The organism is Aeromonas sp. 95A (genome assembly GCF_051919235.1).
Lineage (GTDB): Bacteria > Pseudomonadota > Gammaproteobacteria > Enterobacterales > Aeromonadaceae > Aeromonas > Aeromonas veronii.
Genome location: NZ_JBQBFC010000001.1, coordinates 4213795 through 4234649 on the forward strand (window position 1 = coordinate 4213795; position 20855 = coordinate 4234649).

A 20855-nucleotide genomic window follows, 5' to 3' on the forward strand; every position below is an offset into this window, starting at 1 on the left:
GCTACTCAGGGGACCACTACCCGGCTCTCGCCGCCGCCGAGGGCTTCGACTCTGATCTGCACGCCAATCCGCTCCACCAGCGTCTGGACGTGGGAGATGACCCCGATCTGGCGACCGGCGGCCTGCAGGGAGTCGAGGCTGGCTAGCGCCAGATCCAGACTGTCCGGATCGAGGGTGCCAAACCCCTCGTCGATAAACAGCGACTCGACCTGGGTCTGCCGTGACGAGAGGCTGGAGAGGGCCAGCGCCAGCGCCAGCGACACCAGAAAACTCTCGCCACCGGAGAGGGAGTCCACCGAACGCACCTCGTCCCCCATGTCGAGATCTACCACTTGTAGCGCCAGATCGGTGCCGGGTACCCGCTCCAGCCGGTAGCGCGGTGACAGCTCGGCGAGCTGGGCGTTGGCCTCCAGCAACAGGCGCTCGAGGGTGAGGCTCTGGGCGAAGGTGCGGAACTTGGCGCCGTTGGCTTGCCCGATCAGATCGCACAGCTGCTGCCAGTGGTCGGCCACCGCCTGCTGGGCGGCCAGCTCCTGTTGCAGGCTACCTGCCTTGAGCGCTGCGGCTTCGGCCTGTGCCAGCTTGCTCTTGCACTCGAACAGCTGCTCTTCAAGGGCGCGACAACGGGCATCGAGTGCCGCCAGCTGAGCGCTCAGATCTACATCCGGCAGGGCGGTCAGCTCGGGGTGATGTTCCCGATAGCGATCCCGCTTGCTCTCCTCCAGCGCCAGCGCCCGTTGCCGCTCGGCAAGACGGGTACGCGCCTCGCCAAGGGCATCTTCCAACCCTTGCAGGGCAGAGCGGCGAGCCTTGAGTTCATCGGGGCTGATGGCGAGCAGGCGGCGAAGGTCGTACTCGGCAATGCCAAGGGTGCTGGCGTGGGCTGCCCAGCGCCCCAGCACCTCCCGCTTGCGGCGACTGCTGGTCTGCTTTTCCTGCTCCACATGAGTGAGGCGGGTCTTGAGTTCGGTCTGCCGCTCCCGCAGAGCGCGGGCGCCGCTTTGCATCAGCTCCAGTTCGCTGGCGAGTTGTTGCAGTCGTTGCTGCCAGCGGCTCTCGACCAGTGGGATCTCCTCGCCACCCAGACAGGCGGCGCGGCTGGTGAGCAGCCCCTGACGCTGCTGTTCGTGCTCCTTGTAGTCCCGCTCGAGTTTGTGCAGCAGCTCGCGCTGGGTCTGCAGGCGCGCCTCCTGTGCGCTCAGGGCCGGGGTGAGGCTGGCGATCTCGCTGGCCAGCCGCTCCCACTCGCTCTGGCCGTGCAGCCAGGCTTCGCAGGTCCGCTGCCACTCGTGCCACTGCTGGCTGCCGAGCCATTGGCGCCACGGTTGGCCACCCATCTGCTCATCGAGGCGGTGGGCACCCTGTTCGAGGCGCTGGCGCAGGGTCGCCTCCTGTTCGCCCATCCCCTTCGCTTCCCCTTCCAGTGCGATGCGCTGGCGGTCGGCCTCCTGCCACTGCAGGTCAAACTGCTGGTGCTGGGCAGTCAGTTGGCTCAGTTGCTGACGCACCCCTTGCAGCTGTTGTTGGCCAAGCTGGGCCTGACGCAGCTGCTGCTGGCTGTGGGCCAGCCCCTGCTCCAGCGCCTGGCCACGGCCAATCAGGGTGCTCATCAGCTCGTTCCACTCAATGGGGCTCTGGCGCAGCGGCAGCGGATGGCCGAGCAGGGTATCGCCCCCCAGCTGTTGCCAGCGCAGGGTCAGCTGCTCGGCGCGGGTTTCCAGCTCCGGCAGATGTTGCTGACGCACCGCCAGCTGGCGGGCCAGCTCCTGACGCTCGCTCTCGCACTGAATGTATTGATGGTTGAGCCGCTCCCACTCCAGTTCCAGACTGCGGGCCCGCTCCGCCAGCTGACCCAGGATCCCCGCTACCTGCGGCTGGCTCTGGCTGTAGGGGTGTTCCCCGGAACCGCACAGCGGGCAAGGTTCGCCATCGCTCAGGATATGGCGATACTGCTCGAAGCTGGCGATGGCACGGGACTGCTCCAGCGCGTGGCGCGCCTCATCCCGCTGCAGGGCGAGCCGCTCGCGGGCGGGGGCCAGCTCTTCGCCGAGGGTGGCGAGCTTGCCCAGCGCCTGCTCCAGCTGGGCAATCTCCTGTTGCAAGCGGCCATGTTGTTCGCCGTGGTTGCGGCCATAGTCGGCCAGCTCCAGCAGCTGGCGCAGCTGGCCCAGCTGTTCGGTCTGTTGCTGCCACTGCTCCTGCGCCTTGGCGAGGCGGCTCTCCCACTGCTGCTCCTGCAGCTCGTTCTGTTGCTGTTGCAGCCGAGCTTGTTCATGTTGCCAGTAGTCGCGCTCCTGCTGGCCCTTTTCCAGCTGGCGTTGCAGCTGCTGCAGGGCGCGCAGCTTGTGATCGCGCAGGGTGAGCAGTTGCTGCAGCTTGTCGGCATCCTCGGCCCAATCCTGCATGGCGGTGAGCAGGGGCTGCCACTGGCGGGCCACCGGTGCCAGCTCCTTGTGCTCTTCGAGCCAAAGTCCCCACTGCTGGTGCTGCTGCTTGAGCAGTTCCACCTGTCTGCTCTGCTCGCGCCAGCCCTGCTCGAGGGTGAGTTGCACTTCTCGCTCCTGTGCCCCCTCCTGCTGGATCTTCTGCAACTGCTGCACTTTCTCCCTGATGCGGGTATCGAGCTCTTGTGCCCGCTTGAGTTCGGGTTGCAGGGCGCCCCATTCCCGCTCGGCGGCGATCTTCTCCGCCAGCAACTGCTGTTCGGTCAGCGCGCTCTGCTGGGTCTGCTCTTCGAGCTTGGCAAGCTCCGGCCCCAGCTCGGCGATCACCTTCTCCTGCTGCTGCACTTCCAGAGTGAGACGGGCCAGCTCGTCGTGATCGGCGCGGGCTACCTGGGCCTGTTCGGCACGGGCAAACTCCTCGCGCTCGGGGGCCGCGCCGCCGTGGGCCTGCAGGGCGGCATCGAGCGCCGCCTGCCCCTCGGCGCAGCCCTGCAGCTGGGCGGCAATGCGGCTGTTGAGGTCGCGCAAGTCCTGCATCAGCTGCTGCTGTTGCTGCTCGTGCTTGAGGGTGGTGGAGAGGCTCACCTGCTGGCTTACCCAATGCTCGCGGGTCGCTTCGTCCATCAGTGCCACGTCGCCGAGGCGCTGGGCGATGGTGGCCAGCTTCTGCTGCTCTTCCCGCGCTCGTTCATAGGTCTGGATGGAGATGGCGGAGTAGAGCTCGGTGCCGGTCATCCGTTCGAGCAGGGCGGAGCGCTCGTTGGCGTCCGATTTGAGGAAGGCGGCAAACTCCCCTTGCGGCAGGATCACCGCGCGGCGGAACTGCTCCCAGGAGAGACCCACCAGCTCGTCGATGCGATCCTGCAGCTCCCGCTTGCTGCCGGAGAAGACCTGCCCTGACTCCACATCGGTCAGGGTGCGCTCCTGCGCCTGAAAACGCCCCTCCGAGCGGTTTCGCGCCCGGCGCACCGCCCAGCGGGCCAGCCAGATGCGGCCATCACAGCCGCGAAACTGCACCTCGGCAAAGCCGCTGGCGTGACCGCGGCTGAGGATGCCGCGCACGTCGTTGGCCTTGAGCTTCTCTTCGTCATCCATGCGGCCCACTTCGGCCACGTTCTTGCGATTGGCGATAAAGCGCGGCATCTCGTCGTATAAGGCCAGACAAATGGCGTCGAGCAATGTGCTCTTGCCCGCGCCAGTGTTGCCGGTGATGGCAAACAGACCCGCGGCGCCGAGCGCCCCCCTGGTAAAGTCGATGGTGAAGGGGCCAGTCAGACTGGCTAGATTCTCACCTGACAGAGACAAGATTTTCATTGGTTTGACTCCTTCACCTGCTCCAGGATCTCTTCGAACGAGGCGACCAGCTGTGCCTCGGGCTCCCCCTCGAACTGGCGCTGATAGCAGAGGCGAAACACCTCGGTGGGGGATAGCTCATCGAGCCTGCGCCGCTCGCGACCATCGGCCAGCCCTTCGCCCGAGCCCTGATACTGGGTGCTGATGCGGGCCAGACGCACCGGTTTGTCTGCGATGACCGCCAGAATGCGCTCGCGGATGCGGGCCTCGGGCTTGGGCAGCAGCAGCCGCACTTCGAGGAAGGGTTGTGCCTCTTGTGGACAGGCAGCCAGCTCGAGCGATGCGATGGCGTTCAGCGCGTCGTCGAGGGTGCTCTGGGGCAGGCGGATCATCTCCACCGCGCGGGGCACCGGGATCCGCTCCAATCCGGTCAGTTTGCCTTCTGCAAAGGTCACCTCCAGCACCTGATGGTTGTAGTTGGCTTCGGCAAGCGAAAGCGGCAGCGGCGAGCCGCTGTAGTGCACCCCCTCGGCCGGGCTCTGGGCCAGATGGAGGTGGCCGAGCGCCGTGTAGTCGGCACCGGCAAAGAGTTCGGCAGGCAGGGCGTGCTGGTTGCCGCCAAGCACCCGCCGCTCCGACAGCTCTGAGAGCTGGCCCGCCGCCAGATAGGCGTGGCCCATGGCGATCAGTGGCAGCGCCTCCCCGCAGCGAGCGCGCCCTTCGGCCAGCACCTCGGCGTAGACCTGTCGAACCCCTTCAATCAGCCTGTCTTGTCCTTCTGCCAGCTGTTCCACCCGCAGGTCGCTGCTGCGCAGGAACGGCACTGCGGCGCACCAGGCGGCAATGTTGCCCTCCTTGTCTTGCAGCGGTACCAGCAGGCGGTCGGTCTCTAGCTTGCCCTCACTGTCGCGGCTGATGCTGCCCACCAGATGCAGGTCAAAGGCGCGCAGCAGCTCGTGGGGGGCATCGAGCTTGGAGGGAGAGTCGTGGTTGCCGCCGATCAGCACCATGTTGAGGTGGGGCATTTCAGCGCGCAGTCTGGCCAGAAAGCGGTAGAGTTGTTGCCAGGCACTAGCGGGGGGATTGGCGGTATCAAACAGATCGCCCGCCACCAGCAGGGCGTCGATCTCGCGCGCCTTGAGAGTGTCGCTCAGCCAGTCGAGGAAGGCATCGTGTTCAAAACGGCGGTCATGACCATGGAGTTGATGGCCAAGGTGCCAGTCGGCGGTATGGAGGATTTTCATTGGAAAGCAGCCCGGTTGCAGGGACGGTGCCTGTGGCACCCGATGAAGACAAGATGAGGATGCCCCGTGCTTTTTTCAAGTAAAACAGGGGGCTTGCATCGATTCAGGCGGGTTCGCAGCACATCCGGTATTGGGGGTGGCCGGTGAGGGGGTCGGACTCCTCGGCCTCAATGACGAAGCCGTGGCGGCGATAGAAACGCACCGCCTGATCATTCTCGACAAAGACCCGGGCGTGGAGCGACGCCCCCTGACGCTTGGCCTCCTGTAGCAGGGCGTAGCCGACGCCGCGGCCCTGACGGTCGGGGCGTACGAAGAGGGCGGCGAGATAGTTGTCCACCATCGCCATGAAACCGAGCAGATCGCCGCGCTCCTCGAACACCCAGATGGCGGCGCGATCGAGATAGCGGGTACGCAGATCCTCCTGGGCCTGCCACCAGCAGGAGGCATCGACGAAATCGTGGGCCTGCAGGGAGGCCAGCAACCAGATTTCGACGATCTCTTCCATGTCTTCCGGGCGACTGGGCCGCAACATACCTTCATCCTTATTAACAATTTACTTTCGCAGTCTAGGAGAACTTGATGAACAAACTGGTGACATAAATGAGACCCTGTGAGGTCGATCGCCCTTTATTTAGCGAGAATGATTGGCTGATCACAAAGCGCCTCTCTAGTACAATGCCCGCCGGACAATCTAGAGACCGAGGACGCCATGTGGTTTAAAAACCTGCAGATTTATCGCTTTACCCGCCCCTTTGACCTGACCGTGGATCAGCTGGAAACCCAGCTGGAAGCCTGTGCCTTCACCCCTTGCGGCAGTCAGGACATCTCCCGTTTCGGGTGGGTCAAGCCCCTTGGCAAATTCGGCTCAACCCTGACCCACTCTGCCTCCGGCCACATCCTCATCTGCGCCCGCAAAGAGGAGAAGATGCTGCCCGGTACCGTGGTCAAGGAGATGCTGGCTGAGAAGGTAGAGGCGATCGAGTTCGAGCAGGGGCGTGCCCTCAAGAAGAAAGAGAAGGAGGCGTTGAAAGAGGAGATCCTCCACACCTTGCTGCCCCGTGCCTTCAGTCGTACCAGCCAGACCTTCGCCTGGATCAATCCGGCCGACAATTTGATGGTGGTGGATGCAGGTTCTGCCAAGAAGGCGGACGACCTGCTGGCGCTGCTGCGCAAATCCATCGGCTCTCTGCCAGTGGTGCCGGTGGCTCTCAAGAACCCGCCCGAGATCACCATGACCGAGTGGTTGAACGAGGGCAACCTGCCCGCCTCCTTCACGCTGGAAGACGAAGCCGAGCTGCGCAGTGCCATGGAGCACGGCGGCATCATCCGCTGCAAGCAGCAGGATCTGATGACGGATGAAATCAAGAACCACCTGGCCAACGACAAGCTGGTGACCAAGCTGGCCCTCAACTGGGGCGAGACCGTCAGCTTCGTGCTGGGGGATGATCTCTCCATCAAGCGTCTGAAATTCAGCGAAGAGCTGCGCGAGCAGAACGACGACGTCACCAGCGAAGATCCGGCTGCCCGTCTGGATGCGGACTTCGCGCTGGTCACCGCTGAGCTATCCCAGTTTATCCCGGCGCTGTTTGCCGCCCTGGGTGGCGAAGAGCAGTCCATCTAACCGGACATGCGCCTGTTTGGCCTCTGCCATCCCATCGTAAAAGCCGCCTTCGGGCGGTTTTTTTATATCTATTGCGGATAGCCATTATTGATAGATGAGTAAGATATTGATCTTGTTCAATAACTTGAGCTACTAGCGCCAATCGTGACATAGTCCCTCTTCATGGTCATAAAACAGACAAGGAGAGTGTCATGTTGCGCAAACCTCTGGGGCTGGCTGTCGCCCTTGCCTTGCTGGCCGGTTGTGCCAGTGACAACGGTTTTCACTACACCCCGCCAGCCCAGACCCTGATCGCGCCGGAAGCCGCCAGTGGCTGGACCGACAAACAGGGCTGGCAGGGCCATGACTTCATGGTGGCGGCCGCCAACCCGCTGGCGGTGGATGCGGGCTACCAGATCATCAAGGCCGGTGGCAGTGCCGTCGATGCCGCCATTGCGGTGCAGCTGGTGTTGACGCTGGTGGAGCCGCAATCCTCCGGGATCGGTGGCGGGACGCTGCTGCTGGTGTGGGATGGCCGCAAGGTGAGTGCAGTGGATGGCCGCGAGACGGCGCCTGCTGCCGCCACCGACCAGCTGTTTATGCAAGATGGCAAGCCGCTGGCGTTTTATGACGGTGTGGTGGGGGGCCGCTCGGTCGGCGTTCCTGGCACCCTGCGCGCCCTGGCGCTGGCCCATCAACGTTATGGCAAGCTGCCATGGGCTGTGCTGTTCGAGCCCGCCATCACGCTGGCAGAGCAAGGATTTGTGATAAGTCCACGGCTGGCCACATTGCTGGCCAAGGATCCCTATCTGGCACGGGATCCGCAGGCGCGAGCCTACTTCTATCAGACGGATGGCAGCCCCAAAACGGCAGGCACCCGGCTGACCAACCCGGCGCTGGCCAAGGTGCTGCGCACTCTGGCCACAGAGGGGGCGGATGCCTTCTATCGGGGGCCGCTGGCGGATGCCATGGTGGCCAAGGTTCGCCAGCATCCCACCAATCCCGGGGTACTGGCGGCCACCGATCTGGCCAGCTATCAGGCCAAAGTGCGGGATGGCCTCTGCTTTGACTATCGCCAGAGCAAGATCTGCGGTTTTCCCACTCCCTCGTCCGGCACCCTGGCGCTCGGCCAGATCTTCGGCATGCTGGAGAGCCGCGATATGGCGGCCCTCAAGCCGATCACCACGAAGGAGGGAGGACAGGCTGCCTCCAGCGAGGCTATCCACCTCTACAGCGAAGCGGCGCGTCTGGCCTTCGCCGATCGCAACCAGTACGTCGCCGACAGCGATTTTGTCAGCGTGCCGGTGCAGGGGTTGTTGGACAAGGGCTATCTGGCCGAGCGGGGCAAGCTTGTCGGTCAGCACTCCATGGGGATTGCCAAGCCCGGTACGCCGCCACTGGCGCTGGCGCGGGGCCAGGATGCGACTCCGGAACTCCCCTCCACCAGCCATGTCTCGATCGTCGACAAGGCGGGGATGGCTATCTCCATGACCAGCTCCATCGAGGATGGTTTCGGATCGCGTCAGATGGTCAACGGCTACCTGCTCAACAACCAGCTCCCCGATTTCTCCTTCACCTCGGTAGATGCTGCCGGTCTGCCGGTGGCAAACCGGGTGGAGCCGGGCAAGCGGCCCCGCTCATCCATGTCACCCCTGCTGGTGTTTGACAAGCCAAGCGGCGAGCTGACCATGACGCTGGGCTCGCCGGGGGGCTCCGCCATCATCAACTACGTGGGCAAGACCCTGCTCGGCACCCAGGATTGGGGCCTGAACCTGCAACAGGCCATCAATCTACCCAACTTTGGCAGCCGCAACGGCCCCACCGAGCTGGAGGCGGGACGCACCCCCATGTCGGTGGTCGAGGGATTGAAGGCGAGGGGACATGAGGTGGTACTGAATGAGCAGACCTCCGGCCTGCAAGGGGTTGAGCGCAACGCTGGCGGCTGGTTTGGCGCAGCGGATCCGCGCCGGGAAGGGATCGCCAAGGGGGAGTGAGGTTTCCATAGCAACAAGGCCAGCATGATGCTGGCCTTGTTGTTGATGGAGCGTGACGGAGCGCTTACTGGATACCCAGCAGCTCTACGTCGAAGATCAGGACTGATCCCGGCGGGATTTTGCCAGCGGCGCGGTCGCCGTAGGCGAGGTTGGCAGGGATGTAGAAACGGGTCTTCTCACCTTCCACCATCAACTGCACCCCTTCGGTCCAGCCAGCGATCACCTGATTGAGGCCAAACTCGATGGGCTCGCCACGGGCGACCGAGCTATCAAAGACGGTGCCGTCCAGCAGCTTGCCCTCGTAGTGCACCTTCACCTTGCTGGTGGCGGTGGGGTGAACGGTGCCGGTGCCCGGGGTCAGCACTTCGTACTGCAGGCCGGAGGCGGTGGTGGTCACCAGCGGTTTGTCCTTGTTGCTGGCGAGGAACTCGGCGCCAATCCGCACGTTGTCGGCCGCCAGCTTCTTGTTATTGCTGCTGGAGTAGAAGTAGTAGGCCACACCGGCGATGAGCAGTGCGATCAGTATGAATTTCATCGGTTTTTCCTGTTCCATGAAATGTAAAAAGTGCAATGAGGGCGTCATCTTATCGCGCACCGCCCCTGATGGCGAGCCACAGGGCGGGAGGATGTGAGCGGGCAGGCAAAGCCCGGCGAGCTGGACGCAAAAAGGGGCGAGTCGGTGACTCGCCCCTTGTCATGGCAGCGGCGCTTACTTGGCGGCCACCATCATCAGGGCGGGCAGGGCGAAGAAGAGACCCGTTACATAACCCAGAGCCAGCAGCTTGTTCTCGCTGCCTACCCGGGCCAGCCCCTCGGCGGCGCGTACCGGCAGGTCACGCAGGAAGGGGATGCCATAGATGATGACCACGGCAAAGAGGTTGAACAGCACGTGGACCAGCGCGATGGTCAGGGCCAGCTGGGCACCGGCTCCGCTGATGGCGGTGGCAGCCAGCAGGGCGGTGATGGTGGTACCGATATTGGCCCCCAGGGTGAAGGGGTAGAGCTGACGGGTGCTGAACACGCCGCCGCCGGCCAGCGGGATCATCAGGCTGGTGGTGGTGGAGGAGGATTGCACCATGATGGTCACCAGCGCACCGGAGGTGATGCCGGTCAGCGGGCCACGGCCCAGCGCCTTGTGCAGCACCTCTTTGGCTCGGCCAACCAGTACCTGTTGCAGCACTTTGCCGAGATAAGTGACGCAGGCGAGGATCTGCAGGATACCGATGATGATGGTCGCGATGGCGGCACCCTTGCCCGGCAGGAAGGCAACGGCGCTGTCAATCAGCTGCTGGGCCGGTGCGGTCAGCGGCTTCATGAAATCCATGCCCTTCATCGACATATTGGCGGAGCCTACCAGCAGGTTGGCCAGCGACTCGGCGCTGTGTTGCAGCAGGCCGAACATCAGCTCCAGCGGCAGGAAGATGAACACCGCCAGCAGGTTGAAAAAGTCGTGCACGGTGGCGGCTGCGAAGGCGCGGCGGAACTCGGCGCGATCCCGCACATGGCCCATGGAGACGATGGTGTTGGTGATGGTGGTGCCGAGGTTGGCACCCATGACCATGGGGATGGCCATGCTGATGGGCAGGCCGCCAGCCACCAGACCAACGATCACCGAGGTGACGGTGCTGGAGGATTGCACCAGCGCGGTAGCGAGAATACCCAGCAGCAGGGCGACAAAGGGGTTGTTGGCAAAGGCGAAGATCTGGGCTGCGCCCTCGGCGCCGCCGGAGAAATCTTTGAAGCCGTGGGAGATGGCGCCCACGGCAACCAGGATCAGGTAGACCAGTACGATGACACTCATCCAGTTGAACAGGGCGCGGGTCGCGGGCGGCTGTGACAAGGAGTGATGGTGTTGCATAAAGCCTCTTGAGACGGTCGTTCCGTCTTGGGTTGTTGATGACCCGCGCATTTAATCAATGGTTAATGACAGAAATATGACAAGGTGACACTTTTATGATGGTTTTATGACTTGCTTTGGTGGTTTGCTCGCCAATAGATGATGGGGATGGCGAGAAATATGGCTGGTGACGCCATCCGCCCGGTCTGTTCCGTGCCTACCACTACGGGTAGGCAGCGGGAGAGTGGCAATAGTCGAGCCCCATTTTCAGCCCGTCAAATAGCAAAAGGGGAGCCATGGCTCCCCTTCTGTCTATCCATTATCCGCAAAGGATCAGGCGTCAGCCGCTTCCTCGTACTGACGGAACGGGATGCGGAACACCGCCAGACGCAGGAACAGATAGGTTGCGCCGAGGCCAGCCCAGATCAGGCCCAGCTCGAGGGAGCTCTGCTCCAGGTTGATCCACAGCGCACCTATGGTGGCGGCACCGAGCAGCGGCATCAACAGGTAGATGACGTGATCCTTGAGGGTCTTGTTGCGCTTCTCGCGCACCCAGAACTGACCAATCACCGACAGGTTGACGAAGCTGAACGCCACCAGTGCGCCAAAGTTGACCAGCGCCAGCGCGGTATCCAGATCAAACGACACGGCGGAGAGGGCCAGACCGCCCACCATCAGCACGTTGATGGCCGGAGTACGGTATTTCGGGTGGATGTAGCCAAACACCCGCTCCGGGATCATGCGATCACGCCCCATCACGTAGAGGATGCGCGACACACCGGCGTGAGCCGCCATGCCGGAGGCCAGTACCGCGACCGTGGTGCAGACCAGAACCACGGACTGGAAGAAGGTGCCGCCAACGTAGAGGGCGATCTCCGGCAGTACCGCATCCGGATGCTGGAAGCGGGCAAGGCTCGGGAAGTAGAGTTGCAGGCAGTAGGAGACCACCACGAAGATGATGCCGCCGATAAGAGCCGTCAGCACGATCGCCTTGGGGATCACCTTGCCGGCGTTCGGAGTCTCTTCGGAGAGAGAGCTCAGCCCGTCAAAGCCCAGGAACGAGAAGCAGAGGATGGTTGCACCGGTAAAGAGCGGCACCAGCTGTGCTGACTCGAAGTGGAACGGACGGCTGCTCATCAGGGTGCCAGCCCCTTCACCGTGGTAGATGCCCCACGCCATCAGGCCGATAAAGAGGGTGATGATGGCCAGCTGGATCACCACGATCAGACCGTTGAAGTTGGCCACAAGATTGATGCCGCGCAGGTTGAGGAAGGTCATCACGGTCACCAGACCGAAGATGAACACCCAGGGCTCAACGCCCGGGAACATGGCGGTCAGGTAGATCTTGGCCAGCAGGATATTGATCATCGGCATGAACATGTAGTCGAGCAGGGAGGACCAGCCGACCATGAAACCGACGTAGGGGTTGAACACCTTCTGGGCATAGGTATAGGCAGAGCCCGCAGAGGGGAACTTGCGTACCAGATGTCCGTAGCTGAGAGCGGTGAGCAGGATGCCACCCAGAGCCAGCAGATAGGCGGTGGCGACCCGGCCATCGGTGATGTCACCGACGATGGCGAAGGTGTCGAAGACAGCCATGGGGGTCAGATAGGCCAGACCCATCACAATCACTTGTGTCAGGGTAAGGGTCTTGAGCAGCTTGGCGTTTTGCGATGCCATTACGCTTTCTCCTCAATCAGTGCCGCAGCACGTGCTTGCAACGAGCGCAGGGATACGATGGATTCGCAAGCCTGTACATCAAGGGCGCCGGGGAGGCGCATACCGGGCTGTACCGGCAGGAAAGCATTAAAACGCCCCATTGTTATCCTCTCAACGTCGGGAGATTGTTTGGCAATCTCGAATATCACTTCCGGAAACGTTCCGGCCTCTTGTGGTGGGTTTGTACTGCACTTCAAAAATACAAAAACCGATGTCGCAGTGAACATCGGTCCTTTATTGGCGGCGTATTGTGCATTCGGTCAGCCCCCTTGACAAGCAAAAAAGGGCGGATTAACGCATTTTTTTGCATACGCACGGGGCAGGTAAGTGGTCACTCGCCCCCTGCAGCCGTCCCCGAGCCGTTCCACCTTTTTCGGGGGGAAGAGAACCCTGTCATGGCGTATGAAAAATCGGCAAATCGGGGCTGCAGGGTGCATAGCGCCTCAACATTGATCCTGATCATATTTGCCGGCGTCCCCCCGGGCTCGAGTCCTGCGAACTTATCGGCTGGCGGGGGATGGGAGGAGTTGAAGTGGAAAAAGAGTGGTTGCATATCCATTCACATTAATGACTGAGGATAGGAGGCGACGAGGCTCGGGCCATGGCACGGCGAGCAGTCCGGCTGGGTAGTTATTTGAAATCAGTCACACTTCCTGCAGAAAGCGCATTTCTGGCAACCCGTGCTGCTGGCAACCAGCGCACCGCAAAAACAACAAGGAGCCCGCAGGCTCCTTGTTCGCTATCGGGGGAGGGGCGCCATTAGTTACTGGGCGATCTCCACCTTGTCGGCGGTATGCAGCGGGATGCGGAACACGGTGAGGCGCAGGAACAGGTAGATGGCCCCCAGCGCCGCCCAGATCAGCCCCAGCTCGAAGGAGGAGGGCTCGAGGTTGAGCCACAGTACCCCGATGCAGGCGGCACCACAGAGCGGCAACAGCAGGTACATCAGGTGATCCTTGAGACACTTGTTGCGGCCCAGCTTCACATAGAAGTGGGCAATCACCGCCAGATTGACGAAGGTGAAGGCCACCAGAGCGCCGAAGTTGATCAGCGCCAGCGCCATCTCCAGATCCAGCGACACCGCAGAGAGGGCCAGCAAGCCGACCAGCAGCACGTTGAACGCCGGGGTCTGCCACTTCGGATGGATGTAGCCGAAGAAGCGGGCGGGCAGGGCGCGATCACGACCCATTACGTAGAGCAGGCGCGATACACCAGCGTGGGAAGCGAGCCCCGAGGCCAGCACCGCCACAGTAGTGCAGACCAGCACCACCGCCTGGAACAGCTTGCCGCCGACATAGAGGGCGATCTCCGGCAATACCGCATCCGGATGCTGGAAGCGGGAGATGTCCGGGAAGTAGAGCTGCAGGAAGTAGGAGGTAGTGACGAACAGCACACCGCCGATCAGCGCCGTCAGCACGATGGCGCGGGGGATCACCCGATCCGCGTCCGGGGTCTCTTCCGACAGGGTACTGATGGCGTCAAAACCGAGGAACGACAGACAGAGGATGGAGGCCCCCATCAGCAGCGGTGACACCTGGATCTGCTCGGAGAAGAAGGGACGGCTGCTGGCCACGGTACCCAATCCTTCACCGTTGTGAACGCCCCAGGCGATCAGGCCGATGAAGATGGCGATGATGCTGAACTGCATCACCACGATCAGGCTGTTGAAGTTGGCCACCAGCTTGATGCCGCGCAGGTTGAGGGCGGTCATCACCGCCGCCAGACCGAAGATATAGGTCCAGGGCTCTACGTTCGGGAAGAGGGCTTCCAGATAGATCTTGGCCAGCAGCATGTTGATCATCGGCATGAACATGTAGTCGAGCAGGGAGGTCCAGCCCACCATAAAGCCGACATAGGGGTGAAACACCTTCTGGGCATAGGTATAGGCAGAGCCGGCTGACGGGAACTTACGCACCAGATGGCCGTAGCTCAGGGCAGTGAACAGCATGCCGATGAGGGCAAACAGGTAGGCGGTCGGCACATGGCCTTCGGTGATCTCGGTGACGATGCCGAAGGTGTCGAACACCGCCATGGGGGTGAGGTACGCCAGTCCCATAACCACGACGAGCCACAGTTTGAGGGTCTTTTTCAGACCAACCTGCTGGGCCGCCATTATGCATGTTCCTCATGCAGTGCCAGAGTGGCACGGTCCATCAACGAAACCGGGAGAGAGGCCCGGGAATCAAGGGCGCCAGGGCGGCGCACACCGGCCATGACCGGTTGGAAAGCATTGAGATGCCCCATGTTGTTCCTCACTAGACTTGGTGTCGGGAGACTGCTGCCAATCTCGCTATCTTTTCCGGGGGTGATCCGGCCTCGTTTATGGGTTTGTTCACTGTCTAAAAAAGAACCGATGCCATTGTTTTACATCGGTTCTTTCAGTGGCGGCGCATTGTGCATTTGCAGGGCCCCCTTGACAAGAAAAAAAGGGGGCAAAATTGCATTTATTTGCACAGGTGAGTGGTCACTTTCCTGCTGGTCAGGCCAGCACGGCCTCCAGTGATTTTTCAAGGAGTTGCAACCCCTCGTCAATCACTGCCGCAGGGGCTGTCAGGGGGGCGAGAAACGTATGACATTTGCGCGCACCCCGCATGAGAGCAGGACCAGACCGCGTTTGCCCGCCTCGGCCACCAGTCGCTTGGTGAGGTCGGGATCGGGTTGGCGGGCATCACGCCGTTTCACCAGCTCCATGGCCACCATGGCACCGGGGCCGCGAATTTGACCTATGCAGTCAAAACGCTCGGCTATGCGTTCCAGCCCCGCCTTGATCTGCTCCCCCTGATCCAGCGCTTTCTGGTTGAGTTTCTCCTCGTCGATCACCTGCAAGACCGCCAGCGCAGCGGCGCAGGCGATGGGGGATCCCGCATAGGTGCCACCCAGGCCCCCCGGCTTGGCCGAGTTCATGATCTCCGCCTTGCCCACCACGGCTGACAGGGGGAAGCCACCCGCCAGACTCTTGGCCAACGTCATGATGTCCGGCTCGATGCCGGCATACTCGGTGGCGAAGGTCTTGCCGGTGCGGCAGAAACCGCTCTGGATCTCGTCGCAGATGAGCAGAATGCCGTGCTGGTCGCAGACGCTGCGCAGCTTCTGCATAAAGCTCGGGGAGGCGGGATAGAAGCCCCCTTCGCCCTGTACCGGCTCGATGATGATGGCGGCAACGCGGGAGGGTTCGATGTCGGCGCTGAAGCAGAGCTCGAGGGCGTGCAGGGCATCCTCTTCACTCACCCCGAGATAATCGGCGGGGAAGGGGATGTGGTAGACCTCGCCCGGGAAGGGGCCAAAGCCGGTCTTGTAGGGCACTACCTTGCCGGTGAGCGCCATCCCCATCATGGTGCGGCCGTGAAAGCCCCCTTTGAAGGCGATGGTGCCGCTGCGGCCGGTGTGGGCACGGGCAATCTTGATGGCGTTCTCGACCGCCTCGGCGCCGGTGGAGAGAAACAGGGTGCGCTTCGGGGTCGGGCCGGGCACCAAGGCGTTGAGCTTTTCGGCAAGCTCGATATAGCCCGGGTAGGGAGTGACCTGAAAGCAGGTGTGGCTGAATTTTTCCAGCTGTTCACGAACTGCCGCCACCACTTTAGGGTGGTTGTGGCCGGTGTTGAGCACGGCGATGCCGGAGGCAAAGTCGATGTAGCGGTTGCCCTCCACATCCCACAGCTCGGCATTTTTCGCCCGGTCGATAAAGACCGGCAGCAGGGTGCCAACGCCGTTGACCACGGCCGCTTCGCGGCGCGCTTGCCACGCCTTGTTTGATTCTGACTGACTCATCTTTCCTCCCTGAGGGGCCGCAGCCCCCGATATTCCCTGAAAATGTGGCAGGCGTTTTGGCGCCCATCACCACCGATCAGCCCATCGGGCCAGATCGGCGGCGCCTTGTCTCTCTGTTGCAGCCCTAGCGAATGGCGCCAAAGCAGAGGTATTTGGTCTCGAGATACTCCTCCAGCCCCTCGGCGGCCCCTTCCCGGCCCAGCCCCGACTCCTTGATTCCGCCAAAGGGGGCCAATTCGGTTGAGATGATCCCCTCGTTGATGCCGACCATGCCGTATTCCAGCTGCTCGGCGACGCGCCACACCCGGGCGATGTCGCGGCCATAGAAGTAGGCGGCCAGGCCATAAGGGGTGTCGTTGGCAATGGCGATGGCTTCGGCTTCCGTCTCGAAGCGCACCAGCGGGGCGACCGGGCCGAAGATCTCCTCCTGCAGGATGGGGTTGGTTTTATCCACCTTGCCCAGAATGGTGGGGCGGTAAAAAAGGGGGCCGGCGGGGTGAGCTTCGCCCCCCAGCAGCACTTCGGCACCGGCGGCGACCGATTGCTGCACCAGCTCGGCCACCTTGCTGGCGGCGGCGGGGTTGATGAGCGGGCCGATCTGGGTGCCCTCCGCCATGCCATCCCCCACCTTGAAGGCCTTGACGGCGGCAGTCAGCTTCTCGGCGAAGGCGTCATAGACGCTGGCCTGCACCAGAATCCGGTTGGCGCAGACGCAGGTCTGCCCGGCGTTGCGGTATTTGGAGGCGAGCGCCCCGGCCACGGCAGCATCGAGGTCGGCGTCGTCAAAGACGATAAAGGGGGCGTTGCCACCCAGCTCCAGCGACAGCTTTTTCATGGTGTCGGCGCACTGGCGCATCAGCAGCTTGCCGATGTGGGTAGAGCCGGTGAAGGAGAGCTTGCGCACCACCGGATTGCTGCACAGCTCGTTGCCCACCGCGCTCGCCTGATGGCTGGTGACGATATTGATGACCCCGGCGGGGATCCCCGCCTGCTCGGCCAGGGCGGCCAGTGCCAGCGCGCAGAGCGGGGTCTCGGCGGCGGGCTTGATGACGATGGTGCAACCCGCGGCCAGCGCCGGGCCCGCCTTGCGGGTGATCATGGCAATGGGGAAATTCCACGGAGTGATGGCGGCGACCACGCCCACCGGCTGCTTGATGGTTGCCAACCGGCGATCGCCGCTAAAGCCCGGGATGGTGCGGCCATAGGCGCGCTTGCCCTCCTCGGCGAACCACTGGATAAAGCTGGCGCCATAGGCCACTTCCCCCTTGGCTTCCGCCAGCGGCTTGCCCTGCTCGCAGGTCATGATGCGGGCCAGCTCGTCGCTGTGGGCGGTGATGGCGGCAAACCAGGCGTAGAGCTTGTTGCTGCGCTCCTTGGCGGTCAGCGCCGCCCAGGCGGGTTGCGCCGCGTGGGCGGCCGCGATGGCGCGGCGGGTATCCTCGGCATCCATGTCGGGCACCTGGGTAATCACGGCCCCGCTGGCGGGGTTGGTGACCTCGAAGGTGCGGCCGCTGGCGGCCTCGCACCACTGTCCATCTATATAGGCGCGGGATGTGATCAAGCTGGAGTGGGATGTTGTTCCTGACATGAGAAGCCTCGAGTGTGGGTCAGAGCAGCTGGTTGCCGGAGTGAGCCGACCCTTCCTGCGCCGCTGCCGTATAAAATAATAAGCACAGAAAGACCATAATTTGAGCTGAAATGTTTTTCAAGTGTTAAATATATTTGAATTGCTGGGGGGCGCCATGCTAGAAAATGGGCTGTATAGCACGTTTCCCCCCGTTCGCTTGCTGGCTGCAAGTGGGCAAACGACCGGGGGATGGTAAATCGGGTGTGCAAAATAATGAACGGCTGTGCTGTGTAACATAGTGAACGGCAAGGGAAAGCTGGTCGGCTATTTTAACCAGCAGGGTAAACAGGCCGCGCCTGATCCGATGCGATCACGCGCAAGCAGGAGAGGCTGATGATGCAAGGATGCAGAGATAGCGCAGCAAGAGGAGGCTTGCGGTGAGCGGGCCACAGAGCCGGGAGAGCGTGGCTCGGCCGTTGAGTGGGGCTGACGCCGGGGCGCGCACCATGGGGGAACGGCTGGCGGCGGTGCGCCATCAGCTGGGGCTCTCCCAGCGGCGGGCGGCCGAGCTGAGCGGCCTGACCCATGGTGCCATCTGCATGATCGAGCAGGACAAGGTGAGCCCCTCTGTGGCCTCCCTGCAAAAGCTGCTCACCATCTACGGCCTGCCGCTGTCGCGCTTCTTCGCCGAGGAGGAGAGCCGCACTCCGGAGGTGGTGATCAAGGCGGATCAGCTTATCGAGCTGGGCAGTCAGGGGGTCTCCCTCAAGCTGGTACACAACGGCAACAACCGCCGCCAGCTCGGCTTTATGCTGGAGACCTATCCCCCCGGCACCGACACCGGCGGTCAGGTGACTCATCAGGGGGAGGAGGTTGGCACTGTGCTGGAGGGGTCGGTGATCCTGACGGTGGCGGGCCAGAGTTATCCGCTGGAGGCGGGCGACAGCTATGTGATCGACACCGGCGAGCCCCACAGCTTCAGCAATCCGTCGGGGCAGACCTGTCGCATCGTCAGCGCCCACACCCCGGCGAGCTTTTAATCCTGACAGTAGTTTGGCAACCGAACCGGTAAGGAAACAGGGATCATGACCGAACATGTAAACAGTTACTACGCAGCCAGCGCCAATAAACACGCGCCCTATCCGACATTGACCGAGCAGTTGGAGTGCGATGTCTGCGTCATCGGGGCGGGTTATACCGGCCTCTCCAGCGCCCTGCATCTGGTAGAGAAGGGCTACAAGGTGGTGGTGCTGGAGGCCGCACGAGTCGGCTTTGGCGCCAGCGGCCGCAACGGCGGCCAGATCGTCAACTCCTACAGCCGCGACATTGACACCATAGAAGCGAACTGCCCGCCGGATCAGGCCAGGCTGCTCGGTTCCATGTTGTTTGAGGGGGGACAGATCATCCGCGAGCGGATCAAGCGCTACAACATCCAGTGCGATCTGCAGGAGGGGGGCGTCTTTGCCGCCGAGACCGAGAAGCAGCTGCACGAGCTCAAATCCCAATACGCCCGCTGGCAGAAGTGGGGCAACGACCAGCTGGAGCTGCTCGATGCCAAGGGGGTGCGCGAGGTGGTGGCGAGCGATCGCTATGTCGGCGCCCTGCTCGACAAGAGCGGCGGCCATATCCACCCCCTCAATCTGGCGTTGGGGGAGGCGGAAGCCATCCGCATCCAGGGGGGCAGATCTTCGAACAATCCGCCGTCACCAGCATCACACCGGGCCAGCCGGCGCTGGTCAAGACCGCCAAGGGGGCGGTGAAGGCGCGCTTTGTGGTGGTGGCGGGCAACGCTTACCTCGGCAATCTGGTGCCGGAACTGGCCAGCAAGAGCATGCCTTGCGGCACCCAGGTGATCGCCACCGAAGTGCTGGGAGAGGAGCGGGCCCGTTCACTGCTGCCACAGAACTACTGTCTGGAGGATTGCAACTACCTGCTCGACTACTACCGCACCTCCGGCGATCACCGGCTGCTCTATGGCGGCGGAGTGGTCTATGGGGCGCGGGATCCGGCGGATATCGAGCGGCTGATCATCCCCAAGATGCTCAAGACCTTCCCGCAACTGGCGGGGGTCAAGGTGGAGTACACCTGGACCGGCAACTTCCTGCTCACCCTGTCGCGGCTGCCGCAGTTTGGTCGCATCGGCCCCAACATTTACTACATGCAGGGCTACAGCGGCCATGGTGTCACCTGTACCCATCTGGCGGGCAAGCTGCTCTCCGAGGTGCTGAGCGGTCAGGCGGAGCGCTTCGATGCCTTTGCCAAACTGCCGCACTACCCCTTCCCGGGTGGTCGCCTGTTCCGTATACCCTTTACCGCCGCGGGCGCCGCCTGGTACACCTTGCGCGACCGGTTGGGGGTATAAGAGCTGCTCTGCGAGAAATGTGTACTGGTGGGGGCCGCTTAGATAGCGCAGATGCCAGCATCAATACCGGAAACAACAAGGCCACCGCGAGGGTGGCCTTGTTGTTTATCAAACTGCAGCGCGCTGATTAGCTGTAGAAGGCTTCAACGGTGCCCTTGAGTTTGATCAGGATGGGCTGACCACGGCGATCCAGCGCCTTGGGGGAGGGGATCTTCACCCAACCTTCGCTGATGCAGTACTCCTCGACATCGGTGCGCTCTTTACCGTTCAGGCGAATACCGATCGGGTGCTCGAAGCAGGCGGCCACATAGTGAGGGCTGCGGGGATTGCAGGAGAGGTGATCCGGCAGAGCCGGTTTGGTGCTGGTATCGCTCATCGATATAACCCGAAATGAATAAAAAGTGGGTCATTGTAGAGAATGCCGCCATGGCATTCAAGGCGGCCATAAAACAGGCAGGTTTTATCTGCCATTGTTTTGGGGATCCTATTCTGCCAGGTTGTTCTAAACGACGTTTCATCGGTAAACAAGAGAATACAATGAGGGATAGATGTTAGAATGCATGAGTAGACTAATTTTTATCGCTAGACGTATCTTCCTGTGACCTTCTGACATAAGGACCAAGACAGGCTTCATACTTCTCTTCCAAACACATTAAGAGTTCATTACCTGATGCAGAAAATTTAAGATAAAAAACGTAATCGTTAAGGTCTGGCATAGGCATATCTAAACAGTCATGCCCACCATTATCTTTTAAAATATGCTCTTCCATCTTATAAAACCCAGCAGATGATGGCTTTTCATAAACAATATATTTTGATTCTAGCTGCTGATCAGCCGCATGACTAAATAGAACACCACCATTTCGAAAATCACGAACTTCAAAACAGTTTGAATCAGGCATTTTAAATTCCCATACGCCAATTATTTTATGTTGATTGGCATAGCTGTTAGCGCTGAAAGCCATTGATACTAGAAAAAACATTTTATTTATCATGTTACTTTCCTTGAGGTGTAAATATGTTAATG

General features: G+C 61.7%; 14 protein-coding genes and 2 pseudogenes. 4 read left to right on the top strand and 12 right to left on the bottom strand.

Annotation, left to right across the window (positions count from 1 at the left end; translation table 11 throughout):
- Positions 1–5: 5 nt before the first annotated feature.
- From ACTG2U_RS19310 to ACTG2U_RS19320, 3 genes are all read right to left on the bottom strand, one after another.
- Positions 6–3758, bottom strand: a complete 3753-nt coding sequence (locus tag ACTG2U_RS19310; RefSeq protein ID WP_439974957.1) for an AAA family ATPase — start codon at positions 3756–3758, stop codon at positions 6–8.
- Positions 3755–4981, bottom strand: coding sequence for an exonuclease SbcCD subunit D C-terminal domain-containing protein (locus ACTG2U_RS19315; protein WP_439974958.1), 1227 nt, complete (start codon positions 4979–4981; stop codon positions 3755–3757). Before ACTG2U_RS19315 ends, ACTG2U_RS19310 begins: the two co-directional genes overlap by 4 nt.
- Positions 4982–5084: 103 nt before the next feature.
- Positions 5085–5513, bottom strand: coding sequence for a GNAT family N-acetyltransferase (locus ACTG2U_RS19320; protein WP_439974959.1), 429 nt, complete (start codon positions 5511–5513; stop codon positions 5085–5087).
- 177 nt (positions 5514–5690) lie between these two features.
- Here ACTG2U_RS19320 and rdgC point away from each other — a divergent pair, with 177 nt between their 5' ends.
- Together rdgC and ggt are read left to right on the top strand one after the other, a co-directional pair.
- The gene (gene rdgC / locus ACTG2U_RS19325; RefSeq protein ID WP_005347467.1) at positions 5691–6602 is read left to right on the top strand and encodes a recombination-associated protein RdgC; all 912 of its coding nucleotides are present in this window, start codon (positions 5691–5693) and stop codon (positions 6600–6602) included.
- Between the two features lie 191 nt (positions 6603–6793).
- Positions 6794–8575, top strand: a complete 1782-nt coding sequence (ggt, locus tag ACTG2U_RS19330; protein ID WP_439974960.1) for a gamma-glutamyltransferase — start codon at positions 6794–6796, stop codon at positions 8573–8575.
- A gap of 64 nt (positions 8576–8639) precedes the next feature.
- Here the strand turns inward: ggt and ACTG2U_RS19335 are convergent, their stop codons facing one another.
- The 7 genes and pseudogenes from ACTG2U_RS19335 to ACTG2U_RS19365 form a co-directional block, all read right to left on the bottom strand.
- Positions 8640–9110, bottom strand: a complete 471-nt coding sequence (locus tag ACTG2U_RS19335; RefSeq protein ID WP_005338245.1) for an FKBP-type peptidyl-prolyl cis-trans isomerase — start codon at positions 9108–9110, stop codon at positions 8640–8642.
- A gap of 174 nt (positions 9111–9284) precedes the next feature.
- Positions 9285–10433, bottom strand: a complete 1149-nt coding sequence (locus ACTG2U_RS19340) for a Na/Pi cotransporter family protein (protein ID WP_439974961.1) — start codon at positions 10431–10433, stop codon at positions 9285–9287.
- Between the two features lie 312 nt (positions 10434–10745).
- Positions 10746–12092 (bottom strand): APC family permease, encoded by a 1347-nt coding sequence (locus tag ACTG2U_RS19345; RefSeq protein ID WP_058057766.1) that lies wholly within the window; start codon positions 12090–12092, stop codon positions 10746–10748.
- Positions 12092–12358 (bottom strand): hypothetical protein, encoded by a 267-nt coding sequence (locus tag ACTG2U_RS19350; RefSeq protein ID WP_021230505.1) that lies wholly within the window; start codon positions 12356–12358, stop codon positions 12092–12094. The genes ACTG2U_RS19345 and ACTG2U_RS19350 overlap by 1 nt, the downstream gene beginning before the upstream one ends.
- Positions 12359–12894: 536 nt before the next feature.
- Positions 12895–14244: an APC family permease gene (locus ACTG2U_RS19355; RefSeq protein WP_439974962.1), complete on the bottom strand. Its 1350-nt coding sequence runs from the start codon at positions 14242–14244 to the stop codon at positions 12895–12897.
- 366 nt (positions 14245–14610) lie between these two features.
- Positions 14611–15899 (bottom strand): annotated as a pseudogene (gene gabT / locus ACTG2U_RS19360) (4-aminobutyrate--2-oxoglutarate transaminase).
- Between the two features lie 124 nt (positions 15900–16023).
- Positions 16024–17487 (bottom strand): NAD-dependent succinate-semialdehyde dehydrogenase, encoded by a 1464-nt coding sequence (locus tag ACTG2U_RS19365; protein ID WP_439974963.1) that lies wholly within the window; start codon positions 17485–17487, stop codon positions 16024–16026.
- 416 nt (positions 17488–17903) lie between these two features.
- Here ACTG2U_RS19365 and puuR point away from each other — a divergent pair, with 416 nt between their 5' ends.
- Together puuR and ACTG2U_RS19375 are read left to right on the top strand one after the other, a co-directional pair.
- Positions 17904–18506 (top strand): HTH-type transcriptional regulator PuuR, encoded by a 603-nt coding sequence (gene puuR, locus ACTG2U_RS19370; RefSeq protein ID WP_439974964.1) that lies wholly within the window; start codon positions 17904–17906, stop codon positions 18504–18506.
- A 45-nt stretch (positions 18507–18551) separates the two neighbouring features.
- Positions 18552–19828 (top strand): annotated as a pseudogene (locus ACTG2U_RS19375) (NAD(P)/FAD-dependent oxidoreductase).
- 127 nt (positions 19829–19955) lie between these two features.
- Here ACTG2U_RS19375 and ACTG2U_RS19380 read toward each other — a convergent pair.
- Both ACTG2U_RS19380 and ACTG2U_RS19385 read right to left on the bottom strand, forming a co-directional pair.
- Positions 19956–20204, bottom strand: a complete 249-nt coding sequence (locus ACTG2U_RS19380; RefSeq protein WP_005338226.1) for a DUF3297 family protein — start codon at positions 20202–20204, stop codon at positions 19956–19958.
- Between the two features lie 193 nt (positions 20205–20397).
- Positions 20398–20823 carry a hypothetical protein gene (locus ACTG2U_RS19385; protein WP_335813166.1) on the bottom strand — a complete coding sequence of 142 codons (426 nt, stop codon included), beginning with the start codon at positions 20821–20823 and terminating at the stop codon, positions 20398–20400.
- Positions 20824–20855: the final 32 nt, after the last annotated feature.

What these genes read in the sequence shown, in the direction of transcription:
- ACTG2U_RS19345 (WP_058057766.1), bottom strand. Translation starts at nt 12,092, where the DNA reads ATGGCATCGCAAAACGCCAAGCTGCTCAAGACCCTTACCCTGACACAA.
- ACTG2U_RS19350 (WP_021230505.1), bottom strand. Translation starts at nt 12,358, where the DNA reads ATGTTCACTGCGACATCGGTTTTTGTATTTTTGAAGTGCAGTACAAAC.
- ACTG2U_RS19385 (WP_335813166.1), bottom strand. Translation starts at nt 20,823, where the DNA reads ATGATAAATAAAATGTTTTTTCTAGTATCAATGGCTTTCAGCGCTAAC.
- ggt (WP_439974960.1), top strand. Translation starts at nt 6,794, where the DNA reads ATGTTGCGCAAACCTCTGGGGCTGGCTGTCGCCCTTGCCTTGCTGGCC.
- ACTG2U_RS19320 (WP_439974959.1), bottom strand. Translation starts at nt 5,513, where the DNA reads ATGTTGCGGCCCAGTCGCCCGGAAGACATGGAAGAGATCGTCGAAATC.
- ACTG2U_RS19340 (WP_439974961.1), bottom strand. Translation starts at nt 10,433, where the DNA reads ATGCAACACCATCACTCCTTGTCACAGCCGCCCGCGACCCGCGCCCTG.
- rdgC (WP_005347467.1), top strand. Translation starts at nt 5,691, where the DNA reads ATGTGGTTTAAAAACCTGCAGATTTATCGCTTTACCCGCCCCTTTGAC.
- ACTG2U_RS19310 (WP_439974957.1), bottom strand. Translation starts at nt 3,758, where the DNA reads ATGAAAATCTTGTCTCTGTCAGGTGAGAATCTAGCCAGTCTGACTGGC.
- ACTG2U_RS19355 (WP_439974962.1), bottom strand. Translation starts at nt 14,244, where the DNA reads ATGGCGGCCCAGCAGGTTGGTCTGAAAAAGACCCTCAAACTGTGGCTC.
- ACTG2U_RS19365 (WP_439974963.1), bottom strand. Translation starts at nt 17,487, where the DNA reads ATGTCAGGAACAACATCCCACTCCAGCTTGATCACATCCCGCGCCTAT.
- ACTG2U_RS19315 (WP_439974958.1), bottom strand. Translation starts at nt 4,981, where the DNA reads ATGAAAATCCTCCATACCGCCGACTGGCACCTTGGCCATCAACTCCAT.
- ACTG2U_RS19335 (WP_005338245.1), bottom strand. Translation starts at nt 9,110, where the DNA reads ATGAAATTCATACTGATCGCACTGCTCATCGCCGGTGTGGCCTACTAC.
- ACTG2U_RS19380 (WP_005338226.1), bottom strand. Translation starts at nt 20,204, where the DNA reads ATGAGCGATACCAGCACCAAACCGGCTCTGCCGGATCACCTCTCCTGC.